The sequence below is a fragment of the Paraburkholderia sp. UYCP14C genome, assembly GCF_004197395.1.
Taxonomy (GTDB): domain Bacteria; phylum Pseudomonadota; class Gammaproteobacteria; order Burkholderiales; family Burkholderiaceae; genus Paraburkholderia.
In genome coordinates this window covers 1-11,739 of record NZ_SELS01000045.1, presented here as the reverse complement: position 1 = coordinate 11,739, position 11,739 = coordinate 1, and the positions used below count along the sequence as shown (strand labels likewise).

The 11,739-nt window shown below is 58.5% G+C and carries 13 protein-coding genes; 9 read left to right on the top strand and 4 right to left on the bottom strand.

Translation table 11 applies throughout. The features are described 5' to 3' along the window. Positions 1–211: 211 nt before the first annotated feature. Positions 212–2,905, bottom strand: a complete 2,694-nt coding sequence (traA, locus tag EVC45_RS31035; RefSeq protein WP_168991563.1) for a Ti-type conjugative transfer relaxase TraA — start codon at positions 2,903–2,905, stop codon at positions 212–214. A gap of 353 nt (positions 2,906–3,258) precedes the next feature. Between traA and EVC45_RS31030 the strand changes: the two genes are divergently transcribed. Next, a complete protein-coding gene (locus EVC45_RS31030) occupies positions 3,259–3,744 on the top strand; it encodes a conjugal transfer protein TraD (RefSeq protein ID WP_211193503.1) in 486 nt (161 codons plus the stop codon). Positions 3,745–4,015: 271 nt separating this feature from the next. On the opposite strand, the gene EVC45_RS31025 is transcribed toward EVC45_RS31030, so the two are convergent. Continuing rightward, positions 4,016–6,001, bottom strand: a complete 1,986-nt coding sequence (locus EVC45_RS31025; RefSeq protein ID WP_248295324.1) for a ParB/RepB/Spo0J family partition protein — start codon at positions 5,999–6,001, stop codon at positions 4,016–4,018. A gap of 223 nt (positions 6,002–6,224) precedes the next feature. Here EVC45_RS31025 and EVC45_RS31020 point away from each other — a divergent pair, with 223 nt between their 5' ends. The 8 genes from EVC45_RS31020 (at position 6,225) to EVC45_RS30985 (ending at position 10,061) form a co-directional block, all read left to right on the top strand. Continuing rightward, positions 6,225–6,638, top strand: coding sequence for an antirestriction protein (locus EVC45_RS31020; protein WP_129961991.1), 414 nt, complete (start codon positions 6,225–6,227; stop codon positions 6,636–6,638). A 62-nt stretch (positions 6,639–6,700) separates the two neighbouring features. Then, the gene (locus EVC45_RS31015) at positions 6,701–7,021 is read left to right on the top strand and encodes a hypothetical protein (RefSeq protein WP_129961990.1); all 321 of its coding nucleotides are present in this window, start codon (positions 6,701–6,703) and stop codon (positions 7,019–7,021) included. Further along, a complete protein-coding gene (locus tag EVC45_RS31010) occupies positions 7,018–7,212 on the top strand; it encodes a hypothetical protein (RefSeq protein ID WP_129961989.1) in 195 nt (64 codons plus the stop codon). The genes EVC45_RS31015 and EVC45_RS31010 overlap by 4 nt, the downstream gene beginning before the upstream one ends. Positions 7,213–7,267: 55 nt before the next feature. Then, on the top strand, positions 7,268–7,492 hold the full coding sequence (locus EVC45_RS31005) for a DUF3717 domain-containing protein (RefSeq protein ID WP_129961988.1): 225 nt from the start codon (positions 7,268–7,270) through the stop codon (positions 7,490–7,492). Beyond that, a complete protein-coding gene (locus EVC45_RS31000) occupies positions 7,489–7,899 on the top strand; it encodes a hypothetical protein (protein ID WP_129961987.1) in 411 nt (136 codons plus the stop codon). The genes EVC45_RS31005 and EVC45_RS31000 overlap by 4 nt, the downstream gene beginning before the upstream one ends. 351 nt (positions 7,900–8,250) lie before the next feature. Next, positions 8,251–8,805, top strand: coding sequence for a hypothetical protein (locus tag EVC45_RS30995; protein WP_129961986.1), 555 nt, complete (start codon positions 8,251–8,253; stop codon positions 8,803–8,805). 4 nt (positions 8,806–8,809) lie between these two features. Further along, a complete protein-coding gene (locus EVC45_RS30990) occupies positions 8,810–9,127 on the top strand; it encodes an XRE family transcriptional regulator (protein WP_129961985.1) in 318 nt (105 codons plus the stop codon). Between the two features lie 520 nt (positions 9,128–9,647). Further along, positions 9,648–10,061, top strand: a complete 414-nt coding sequence (locus tag EVC45_RS30985; RefSeq protein WP_211193502.1) for a nucleotidyl transferase AbiEii/AbiGii toxin family protein — start codon at positions 9,648–9,650, stop codon at positions 10,059–10,061. On the opposite strand, the gene EVC45_RS30980 is transcribed toward EVC45_RS30985, so the two are convergent. Together EVC45_RS30980 and EVC45_RS30975 are read right to left on the bottom strand one after the other, a co-directional pair. Then, on the bottom strand, positions 10,015–10,563 hold the full coding sequence (locus EVC45_RS30980) for a hypothetical protein (protein WP_129961984.1): 549 nt from the start codon (positions 10,561–10,563) through the stop codon (positions 10,015–10,017). The two genes, EVC45_RS30985 and EVC45_RS30980, sit on opposite strands and share 47 nt — an antisense overlap. Before the next feature lie 6 nt (positions 10,564–10,569). Continuing rightward, on the bottom strand, positions 10,570–11,439 hold the full coding sequence (locus tag EVC45_RS30975) for a cytolethal distending toxin subunit B family protein (RefSeq protein WP_129961983.1): 870 nt from the start codon (positions 11,437–11,439) through the stop codon (positions 10,570–10,572). Positions 11,440–11,739: the final 300 nt, after the last annotated feature.

The window sequence follows — 11,739 nt, the reverse complement described above, 5'->3', positions numbered from 1 at the left end:
ACAGAAACGTGGTTAATCCGCCATCACGAAAATAGCAAGCGGTATTGGATATTTTCGCGCCAAAAACGGCAATAAAAAAGCCCGCGCCTGATTAAGTGCGAGCCATAAAACAACGCCTTTCCGAGGCGACGAAGAGGCATTAGCCCAAACATAGGGCGGGGTGCAAATCAATTGGTTTATTCAGCGTTGGCCAATTATCCCGATAATCGGATTAATCACCAATTTCTGGTCCGCCACGCCCGCGCGATACCGTGCGCTCACGCGGGGGCTTATGTCGCTCGACCGGCTGGCCAGCCGCTTCGCGCAACTGAGCCTTGAACTCGTTGCGCCGTTCCTGACGTTCTTCTGGCGTCAGGTCGGCGAAACGCCGGGACTCGGTGGCTGGCGACGACGCTTGCGGGTGTCCGGCGGCTGACGTGTCGATGCCGGCGCGCTGCGCTCGGGCCCGTGCCACCTCATTGACAAGCGCAGCCGCGCGCGCGGGGCCGCTGAGTTCAACGAGCGCGCGCCAGGCGCGATCATCCCGCTCGACCACGTGCCGGATCTCGCGGCGCATCGCTGGATCGAGCCTGTTCAGCCCAACACTCGCCCGCTTCAGCGCCGCACGATCCTTCGCCGGCACCGGCTTGCCTGCCCGGTTTGCCACCGACGCAGCGGATAGAGCGTCGGCATACTGCTCGACTGCTCGGCCGAGCGTCTTTTCCGCACGTTGCGGCCGCGGCGCATTGGAGAATTCGGCGCGCCGCTGGTTCAGCGTGTGCCGGTAGCCCAGTTCTGGCCGGCGATCGCGCTCCGGCTGCAACTCATGTTGCGCACTGAACGATTTTTCGTCGGCACGCGACAGGCTGCGCATCAGCGCTGCACCGTCCGCAAACTCGTCGCGTCCGGCCGCCACGGTCAGTTTTTCCTTGTGCCGCGTCATCGCAACGTAGGCCAGCTCGGCGTGCATGCTCTTCGTGGCCAGCACGTACGCGCGATCGACCGTCACGCCCTGGCTCTTATGGACCGTGAGCGCGTAGCCGTGATCGAAATGGCCGTACTGCGCCGTATCGACCGCGAGTCGCCGGCCGTCATCCAGGCGCACATGTAGCACGGCGCCCGCCGCTTTCCTGTCCGCCGACGCGTCGATCCGTTCGACGGTGGCCAGTGTTCCGTTCTTCACCTGCATCACGTATTCGTTCTGCAGGAACATGATCCGCTCGCCGGCAGCGATCGCGATGTGCCGTTCCTCGGTGCGCACGGACTGTTCGGCGCCCAGCTCGCCGGCGGCCCGCCGCAATTCACGTACGCGCGCATTCAGCGCGCAGCGCTGTTCGTTGGTGTGGGTCAGCAGCAGCTGGGTCTTGCCGGGGCTTGCCCGGCGATCATCTTGCCATTGCGCGATCAGCTGCTCGCGCGCGTCGGCGACGGTCGAATACAGTTGCACGTCCCCGCGCTCCGCATACGCAGAAACGGCTTTTGGCACATCGTGCCGGGCCAGTGCCGAAGTCGCTTCGCGCTGCCAGGTCTCATCCTGACGCTTGATCTCGGTCAGGCTTTCGAGGCGGTTTGCGGCGGCCGCTTCGCGCGACACGGCGCGAAAAGCATCGCCGGCGTCGACCGCATGCAGCTGCCACGCATCACCCACCAGGCGCACACGTGCCCCGGACGATTGCGCGTGGCCAAGCAGTTTTTCCATCTGCCGCGAGCCAACCATGCCGGCTTCGTCGATCACCAGAACCGTTTTCGCATCCAAGGTGGCCGTACCGCGCTCGATGCCCGACAGCAAGCTGTGCAGCGTCCGGCTCGCAATGCCGGCGTCGCGCTGCATGTCGTCGGCCGTCTTGCCCTGCAGGGCTGCGCCGATCACGCGCAGGCCGTCCGCCTCGAGCGCTTCGCGTGCGGCCGCGAGCACATAGCTCTTCCCTGTACCCGCCGCACCATTTACCACCACCAGCTGGCCGCCGCTGGCGAGCGCGACAAAAGCCGCATCCTGTCCCGCATTGAATTTCCGGGTTGCACGGAGCATTTCGCGCACCGCGGCGTCGCCGGTTGCAGCGTCGTCGGCGCGACTCATGAAGCGCGCACGCTCGACCAGCTGGACCTCAATCGCGCGCAGATCCGCCGACGTGAACCACTCGCCGTTGCGACCGGAATCCTTTAGCGCGAGCAGTTCCTTCGAATTCATCAAGCGCGCATACACCTGCCGGAACTGTTCGGCGCCGTCGGTATTGCGAAACACGAATTGCTCGACGTCGCGCCGTGAGAAGGTGGACTGATTGATCGTCAACGCGGCGACGCCGATCGCGGGGTTGATGAGCAGCCGCTGGCCGTTACGGTACGCGCGCTGGCGGTTCTCTTTGAGCACACCTGCCATGACGCCGCGCTCGCCCGCGTAGCGCGCGACGCCGACCTTGACGGACGGTTCCAGCTCGATACCTAGTGTCCGATAACTGCGATGATCGATGCGGGCCTCGATGCCCGCCCGCGCCATAAAGTGATTCGCCGTGATGGCCCATTCTTCCCGAACGTCGCGCACGAACTGCCGGCTGCCCAAATAGCGGTCTTTTCCCGCACCGCCTTTTTCAGGTTCCTTCGCATTCCAGCGCTTGAAGTATTGCGCCGGATCGCGCGCGATGCCGTCGTTCACGCGTTCTGTGAACATGATGTGCGCGTGCGGCTGTTCCAGTCCGTCGCTTGCCGCTGGATTGTGAATCGCCCAGGTGTACGCGTGCCGCTCGCCGAGCGTGTGTTCAACGAACTCGCGAACGAGTGCGACTCGCTGTTCATCGTCCAGTTCGCGCGGAATCGAAACCTCGATTTCCGTGTACGGGCGACCGTTTGCCCGCTCGTAAGTGTCCGCTGCCTGCCAGAAAATGCTGGCGTCGTGTGCGGCCCACGCCGGCATATTTCCGCTCTCGGTCATCCTCAGATCGCCGCGTTCCTCGAACTTGCCACCGCGAGAAATGTAGGCGTAGTGATCCTCCCGCGCAATGTATTTTGCGTGCTCCCCTGCGGCAGCCTTCCTGCCTGCTTTTACGCTCAGATGGTACGTTGGCATGGGCGCTTTGGCTTTCGTCTTATCATAAGCTGTTTCTATGCTAGCATAGAAACGCGGAAGCGCGCTCTGACTCGCTTTGCTCGCCAGATACTGCCGAGTGGCGCGCCCTTGCTGGCCCGCTTTGCGGTTTTCATAATCTGAAATGGCTTGGCAGAAAGGGGCTGATGGTCGGTCTGCGCTGTCGCCCGATGCAACGTGAATTTGGATCCAGGAGAGAAATGATGGCAAAGGCCGAATGGCTCACGGAACACGTCCAGTACATCAAGGGTTTGAAGTCGCCCACCGCCACCCAATCGTTGCTGGTCGAACTGGCCGCGATTCCGAATCCGACCGCGCAGGAGTCCCGCCAGTTAGACAAGCTGGTCAGGCTTGAAAAGATTAACCAGAAGGCTGACGCGATGAAGGCCGAAGCGGCCCGCATGCTGAGCGCGCGGCGCGAGGATCAACGCAAGGCCCGCACGCGCGAACTGATTGAACTAGGTGGCATTGTCTCGATGACTAATTTTCCGGCGGATCGCGGCACGCTGACCGGCGCCTTGCTATGGGCACTCGATCAGTTCAGGACGGACGACGATTTGCAGCACACGCTCAAGAAACGCGGTGACGCTTTCATCGCTGAGCGCGAAAATGAGAAAAAGGCGGAGTCGCAGGCCAGCGCGGAGGTAGCGGCTAAAGCGGCTGCGGCGGAGAAAGTCCCCGCGTAGTGTGCGGGTGCCCAGCCGGATCGCCCCCTCGCTGCGCTCCGGGTCGGCGCTCTCCCCGCACCTGTCGGCGCGGGTCCCCGTGCGCCTCGATCCGGGCGCGCAGGCGCGCGCGACACCGCAGCGGTCGGCGTGGCTTCGGGCTCGCAGAAAAAGAAACAGCGCGTCGTGGGGAACGACGCGCTGGAGGCATAAAAAGGGGATTCTGGAAAATGAGCCGGGTATCGATCAGCGCCCCGGAACAGCTTCGTCCGGGGCGCTGTACTGGGCTCGCTTAGGCTTCCTCCTCCTCCTCGTCTTCGTCGTCGTCCCAGACGACCGGCGTTTCCCGGCTCACCAGCACCTCGGGCAACCAGCGTGCATCGGCCAGCAACCGTTCTGCCGTCTCTGCTGCTGCGTCTTTCTTCAATTTCTCCAGCGGTGCCGCCGCTTCGGGGGAGAGCGCCTGCGCTACCACGTCAACGATACGTGATTTCGAAACGTGGTTCAGATAGCTCGTTCGCGTCGGCGTCCAGTACTGCGTCATATCGACGTTGAGCAGATTCATCAGCACGTTCACCGGGTGTGCGCCATCCGATTCGCTCACCCCGTTGACGGTCGCGGCCACGCAGAAGGCAAACAGGTTGCTCAACACGTCTTCGCTCTGCGTTATCAGCCAAGGCAGCACATCACTGAAACGCTCCGGCAGCAGCGCGGTCCACTTTTCGCGCTCGGCCGAAATCTCTTTCCATGCCGCGCTGGCTTCCATGTCGTCCGCTGTCTGCAACAGGCGGTTGTGTGCGCACGTGGCCCGCACGTCGGCGGCATGCTGGTCGTAGACGCAGACATAGCGGTCATCGAACACAACCGGGATCAGGCGGTGCATCAATACCGCCAGTGCGGCCACCGGGGTCCGTGCAAGTTCGATCTGGACGGCGGCGGTGCGGTGCGCCGTCAATCGCTTGTTGAGGTCTTTGCCGTGCAGCGGCTTTTCTGCTGGCGCTGGCAGTTCGTCAGCACCCGTCACACCTTCGCGATTCGCGCTGGCCCGGTCCTCAGGTTTGACCAGTCCGCGCTCGATTACGGCGTTGCCGTCATGGTCGAGCGTCACGAATGCACCAGCACGCGTCTTCTCGTCGTCGCTCCAGATTTCGAGGCGTTCGGCAAACTCGTCCAGCGCCTGGGAAGCGGCGTCAGCTACGGTTTCCAGTGCGTCGCGGCGGGCGTTGTCCTCGGCTTCGGCTTCGGCGTCGTAGTACGCGTTCAGTTCCGCTGCGGCTGCCTCGCTCGCCTTCTTCAAGGCGCGAAGCTCGGTCTTTTCCTTCTTCGTGTACTCGCGTGACGCTGATGGCAGCCGACCGAAGCGGGCCATTTCGGAAAAGTCACGGCGCACACGTGTTTCGACCCAACTCCAGCCCTCGTTGCTCAAGGTCTGCGCGACAGAAACCAGCTTTTCCGCGACCAGACGATGCAGCAGTTCGGCATCGGTTACATACCCGGCGTTGTGCTCGTCGCTGAACAGGTCGCGGCGCACGTTGCCTCCTGCTGCCTCGTACGCGTCGAGCGTGACGAACGCAACCAGGTTGCTGTCGGCCACGTTGATTTCGCTGTTTGTGATCGCGGCGCGCAGCTGCGCCGGGTTGCGTTGCCACGCCTGGGCGGCGTCAAACCACAGGCGTTCCTGCAGTTCGTGATCGTCCGTCAGTGCAAGCGTGCGGATCTCTTCCAGCGTCATGCCGTCATCGCGAAAGACGTCGATCAGGCGGGGCGACACGTTCGCAAGTTTCAGGTGCCTTTGCACCTGGATTTCAGACAGCGAGAAAAGAGCCGCAATGTAGTCCACCGTACGGCCTTCATTGACCAGCAGGCGGAATGCTTCACAGGCGTCCGCCGGATGCATCGGCTCGCGCTGCTGGTTCTCGATCAGCGACACCGCGACGGCATCGGCTTCGCTCACAACCTTGACCGGTACGAGGTAGCTGTCATCGATCCGGCCAGTCGTGCGCAGCAGTTCCAGTGCGAGCAGGCGGCGCTGGCCCGCGCATACGCCCAGCTTGCGCTGCTTGCCGCGCGCCTTCACCTCGTGGGCGACGAGGTTTTGCATGACGCCTGCCGCAGCAATGTTCCCGGCCAGTGTCTCGATGCCGGTAGGCGCTTTGCGGCGCACGTTGTGCGGTGACTTGCACAACAGTGCGAGCGGCACGTATTCGATCTGGGTGTCGTTGCCGAAACTGCTTTCGACAATGGTTTCGGTTGCACATTTTTCAACGATTTGATCCACGGTTATCTCCGGTTATGGCCATCGCACCACCCGCGAGGCAAATAACCATTATAAGGACATAATGACCTAAGTAAAGAATATATCGATGGATATCTTTTGAATTTTTTAATCGAATAACCAAAGCGATTTAAAATGAAAATAAAAATACTCTGTTGTTAGGACAAAATGTCACTATAATTAAATTGTGCCTCGCGTGGTGCGATGGCCATAACCGGAGATAACCGTGATTGATAATGAAACCAGAATCTCGTCAAACGTTGTTGTTGATGAGTTGCGTCTGAATTTCCTTCCTCACTACCTGGGCGCGCGATACCTCCAGGGCGAGGCGTTGGTGTACGACTGGGCCGGGCGTCTTTCGAGTGCCTACAACGGCGGCTCGTGGGACTTCTTCCAGTTGTCGAACGGCGGTTTCTATATGGCCCCCTCGAACTGCGGACGGGTGCATGTGCGGTGGCACATGAACGGCTACAGCGACATGATGGGCGCGGACGCGTTCGGCATCGTCGTCACGCTGTTCGCCCTGTGCCACCTGGCGGAAAAGGGCAGCGATGACAGGATCATTGACCACTACCACTCCCTGCGTGCCTTTGCGACGCAGCACGCAGAGGCCGCGAACATTCTCCGCGCTATCGACTAATCAACCAGCCCCGGCCTGCAGGCTGGGGTCTTTCGCCCTACCTGAAAATCAGTGAGGAAGAAATGGACATGACGCAAATTCGCCCAACCTGGCTGACCGCACTTCTGCCGTTGCTGGCCGTCTACCAGTACGGGGACCGTGAAGTCGTGCGCGCTGAACTGTTCCGTATGGCGCTATCGGCAGATGCGGCGGCGAAGTCCGCCGACGCGCTGCATCGCATCGCCAACATGCTCGACCGGGACGGCCATGCGATCGACATGCACCGCGAAGAGCTTCGCGCGATCGCGCGCGCCGCGCTTTCCGAGTTCGAGCGCGTACCACCCCGGGCGCCTCTGGTAGCGTTTCACGCAGCGCTCCGCCACACTCGGGAGCGGGTCACATGACGACTGAACTGAAACGGGGTTGCGAACTGAAGCGCGGCGACGTGCTGCGCACATGGTTCGGCAATCAGACGATTCTTGAGATGTTGCCGTATAGCGGCCCGTTCGATTTCATCTGTGGTGTGGCGAAGTTGCCGGCCGTCGAAATGTCGATCGACCGGGGCGGACTTTACGAAGTGCTATTCGCTCAATAACCTGAACCGCCCGCGTGCGTGTGGACACACTTGCGCGCGGGCTTCGGAGCCTGACATGCCAACCTTTACAATTGCCGGGATTGAACAGGCGATCAACGTGTGGCGAAACCGCCAGGCGTCGGGAGAAGACGCGGCGCTGTGCCCGAAAGCGCGTCCCCTTGCCGATATCTATGGCGAGATGATCTATACACATGCAACGGCCATCGACGTGTCCTTGCTGTCTGCCGAGCAGGTGGAAGCGGTGACCACTGCCCTTTATCAACAGGAATTGCCGATATGACCGACGAATCGAAGTTCCCTCCCGAAGTGCTCGAACAGTTTCTCCGCGAGCAGGAGGAAAGCGAGGCCCATTTTACTGACGCGCCTGCGCGGTTTTTTGAGGCGTGGAAACAGGCCGTCATGCTCGCCGGTCCGGTGTATTTCGGCGATGGCACCAGCGAGGCCGTTGAGAACGCGAAAGACAAGTGGGCGCTCGCGCCCAATGGGACGGTCATTCTCGACGCCTTCGGTGTTCTCAGCAGCGGCGAGCGCACCTTCCTTGCCGCGCTGTATTCGTTCTACAACTCCGACGATAGCGTTCTTCTGTGGGAGAAAGCAGGCATCAGGGGCTTCGCCGACCTGTCAGGGCTGGACCTTGTTCGTCGCAAGCTGATCGCGGAGCTTTTGCTGAACTACGTTGGTTGGTAATGGTGAGGTGTGTCTGTGTCTGTGTCCGGGGCTGACAGGCTCCGGCTCGGAAGCCCGATCGCAGACATCTGTGCCGGGCAGCCCCTTCCTGCCAAACCAGGGATCGTATTGACCGGGAGCGCATCGCGCGCGCCTGTGCGCCCGGATCGAGGCGCACGGGGACCCGCGCCGGGAGGCGTGGGGAGAGCGCCGGCTCGCAGCGGTAGCGGAGGGACGATCCGGTGAGGCACCGTGCAACTACGGTCGGGGTCGTCAAGCAGCCGCAGGCTGCGTGTTTCCACCGCGGCGAAGCCGTGGGGGCTGGATCGAGGACAGACGCAGCAATGATTCGTTCAGGATCAGGAGGGCACCATGTTTCGAGTGCAGGTCTGGGATGACGAGGCGAAGCGCTATTTCGATGTGGTGCTCAGTTTGGACCAGTGGGGTGCGGTCGGATTCAGGCACACGCAGCTTGGCGATACGCCGGCGGAATACGACGATCCAGGGGAGGCATGGCGAGATGCGGTTGATCTGCAGGAACGATTTGGCGACGCGATCGTTACGCTGCTCGACATGTCGACCGGGGAGCGACACTTTGATAAGCGCAACCTGCCGGAAGTTGGCATAGATGCCAGTGAAGCTTCGGCGGCGCCCGAAATCTGGACGGACGACTGGGTCATCCAGCGTGCCGTGCGCATACGGGTGGCGAGTGATGGCGCCGCCGCGTACGAACCATGGCCGGGATATACACATCCGATGACTCGCGATCAGGCCGTCAAGGCACTCGAAGAGTGCGAAGAGCGGTGGCCGGAACAGGAGTTCCGCGCGCATCGATTACGGCTGGAAGAAAAGGTCGCTGCGGACGCGATCGACCGGGCGCGAAGATCCGTCCGTTCCAGGAAGTACGACCAAGAGAAAAGGCGATAGAAAAATGACGATTGATATTCATACACCCATTCGGGCCGAGTGTCTGCTGCCGGCGGATGAAGGCTGGGAGCGGCCCCGGGGCGCTGAAGTTCAGGAGGTAGTGCGACGCATCGGGCTGTCGGGTCGGGCTCTTGCCAGGGTGCTCGGGCTGAGTGAGCATGGCGGCCGCCAGGTCAGACGCTGGATAAGCGGAGAAACGCCCGTCCCCTATATAGCGTGGGCAATTCTCTGTGATATGGCGGGCCTGGGCACAATCTGGCGTGGCAAAACCCTTGAATTGGGATTGAGCGGTATGGCTGAATCGGCGCCCGATGACGAATGAATGACAGGCGTTACGTTTTGGGGTCACATCGCAGCGCGATAAGAATAAGCACCAGCGCAGCGAGGTGCGCTGGCCGAATCACACAAGAGGGAAGTGGTCCAAATGGGATTGATCAGTCCCTATAATAAACTGGCGGTGTCGAAAAGATGCTCCCGAAAATGCTCACCAGTGAGACGGGTCTCTATCAAAAAACGCAACTAACGGTCAATGACAATCGCGCAGGCGGTGAACCGAACCCGCTGACAAAGGAAGTGCCGCACATGCAGACAGTCGGTGAGCTGTACGTATGCAGATCTCATTAAAAGCGCCGGCAGGAGTAATTAATCGCCCTGCGGCTATCTTCCTCGCCACTTCGGCTTGATTGCTCGCGTGCCAAACAACGTACCGTCAATGGTCGCCGTGCCCTGTTGTCAGTTGGCAGCGAGATTGCTTCGTGTACCGAAGCGTAGACCTTCGGATCGAGATCGGTCACGTATCATGTTACCGTTATGGGCTCGAATTCGAAATAGAGCGCAATGAGATGAACAAGCCCAAGATGGCATCGCAAGATCCGAAGCTGCTAGACAGGATCAAAGGTTTGGCTGTTCAGGCGATGTTTTCTGATGACGAACTGCTCGAACAACTGGTGCTCAAAGGTGGTAACGCAATGGCGCTGGTTCACCGGATCAGTGCTCGAGCGTCAGTGGATCTTGATTTCTCTCTCAGGCAGGACTTTGGTGAGGGTTTCGAGAAAGTCGGGGCGCGAATCGAGAAGACGCTGCGGGAGACTCCGGACTCTTCAGCTTGCTCATCGCGGCTCGTCGGTTCGTTTTGTTCCGACAACTCTAACCCATTCGCCGGCCCTATTTGCACCAGAGCCCTTTTGGCAGCTATGTGGTCACTACCCCTTATTGCGACAGAACCACTTTTGAGTTACCCCGCCAAGGAGTTATGACCCAAGAGGTGGATGCATGAGCGCTCTGCCCCTCCAGAGGACAACCGGGATATTCAAGTTTAAAATGTCTAACATCCTTACCATTTGCTGTAAGGCATCCGTTTCGCGCAACATTTTTTATAAGAACGGAACCGTTCTCATTGGGGATCAGTTGCCATTTTGCTCTGTCATGATTGCAATTCCCCATCACTGTATTCCCATTAGTTTCAGCATATATACACCAACCACTTACTGGGTGTTCAAAATTGATATTCCCGTCGTTCAAGTACCGCAATTTAAAATTTATTGGGGTAACATCGTTTCGGAAGTCAAAAGCAGCCCCCCCCCATACGTCCGAACTCTGTTGCGCATTTTTTCCTACCGCAGCCAAAACGCCGCCGTTAAAAATGTTGGAAATTGTTACATTGAGGTAAATGTCTTCTGCTGAAGCAGATGCAGACAGCAGCAATAATGAAGCACCTACCCATAACGAACGAGTGCATAGCGTTTTTGAAAAAATCATCCTTAATTACCTCTTATAGAATATTACAGGGTAGTGGTCTGACGACATTTGACCAAGCAGGCCGGCTATGAATAGTGATGCTCGAAGAGTAATCAGAGGAACATTAATACTGTTTATTTGACCAACCACAGCGTAGTCGAGAATGCCTCCACTATCTTGCGTTGGAGCATTTTGTGAGACAATTGTTACATTTTCGGCCACATGGGGAAACCTTGTGTCCAGAAGACCCTGAAGGCTATTGGTACCGTAAGGATTTCTGTTAAAATCACCAGTTATCATCCAGCTACTTTGATTATTATTTTGATTAAAATATTCCCACACCCGCGCCGTGACTACACCAGAATCACTCCCGCCATTAGCAATAGCATGAATATTGAAATAGTAAGAATTATCAACTTCTATGCCTAATACGGGCCTGCCGTAACCTGCGGCAAAAACGCTAGTCCCTAAAATTACCACTCTGCTTGCTCTCTGCCGACTAACAATTGCCAGATTTACTCTATTCGCGCCCGTATCAACGCGGGAGAAATATATATAATAGATGTTTCTTCTATATATTGTACCCAGGTTCCATTCATACTCTTCAACAGGCACAGCTAGATTATCTGGGTTGTCAAGCCGTGTCCCGAGTGGCTGCATAAGGACAGCAGACGCGGGGGGGGAGCCAGCTTCTTGAATATTAATTATATCGATATTTTGGTGATCCGCCCCCCCCCTCAGCAGGCCTCTTACGTTAACATTCCACTTGCTCTCAGTCATGTGAGATGCTCCTTGTAAGTTCCATGAAATAACTCTTTTATCATTGAGGTTCGCATATGAAACGTAGGGTATAACCCAGAAAAAGAATGCAAGTATGATACTTATCTGCTTTCCCATATAGCTCTATATCCTATCTATATTTAACGAGCATAATAAACATAAAGTCGCCTTCGATCTACGAGTTGCCCTCCTATATAGCCTTACTGTGCGACTTCATAGCACTGACATGAGCGGATAGTCGGTGGCTGGTCACCACAGCTTTCGATGCACTGCGACTTGAACGCAAAAAGAGTGCCGGCCAACGAGGCGACCAAATATGCGATCGTGACGTCGGAAATTCGGCTCTGGTGCAAATAGGGCCGGCGAATGGGTTAGAGTTGTCGGAACAAAACGAACCGACGAGCCGCGATGAGCAAG

Bases quoted from the DNA above. Each gene is read 5' to 3' on its own strand.
- EVC45_RS31010 (WP_129961989.1), top strand. From the start codon at position 7,018: ATGACGACTGAACTGAAACGGGGTTGCGAACTGAAGCGCGGCGACGTG.
- EVC45_RS30980 (WP_129961984.1), bottom strand. From the start codon at position 10,563: ATGATTTTTTCAAAAACGCTATGCACTCGTTCGTTATGGGTAGGTGCT.
- EVC45_RS31030 (WP_211193503.1), top strand. From the start codon at position 3,259: ATGATGGCAAAGGCCGAATGGCTCACGGAACACGTCCAGTACATCAAG.
- EVC45_RS31000 (WP_129961987.1), top strand. From the start codon at position 7,489: ATGACCGACGAATCGAAGTTCCCTCCCGAAGTGCTCGAACAGTTTCTC.
- traA (WP_168991563.1), bottom strand. From the start codon at position 2,905: ATGACCGAGAGCGGAAATATGCCGGCGTGGGCCGCACACGACGCCAGC.
- EVC45_RS30975 (WP_129961983.1), bottom strand. From the start codon at position 11,439: ATGGGAAAGCAGATAAGTATCATACTTGCATTCTTTTTCTGGGTTATA.
- EVC45_RS31015 (WP_129961990.1), top strand. From the start codon at position 6,701: ATGGACATGACGCAAATTCGCCCAACCTGGCTGACCGCACTTCTGCCG.
- EVC45_RS31005 (WP_129961988.1), top strand. From the start codon at position 7,268: ATGCCAACCTTTACAATTGCCGGGATTGAACAGGCGATCAACGTGTGG.
- EVC45_RS30990 (WP_129961985.1), top strand. From the start codon at position 8,810: ATGACGATTGATATTCATACACCCATTCGGGCCGAGTGTCTGCTGCCG.
- EVC45_RS30995 (WP_129961986.1), top strand. From the start codon at position 8,251: ATGTTTCGAGTGCAGGTCTGGGATGACGAGGCGAAGCGCTATTTCGAT.
- EVC45_RS30985 (WP_211193502.1), top strand. From the start codon at position 9,648: ATGAACAAGCCCAAGATGGCATCGCAAGATCCGAAGCTGCTAGACAGG.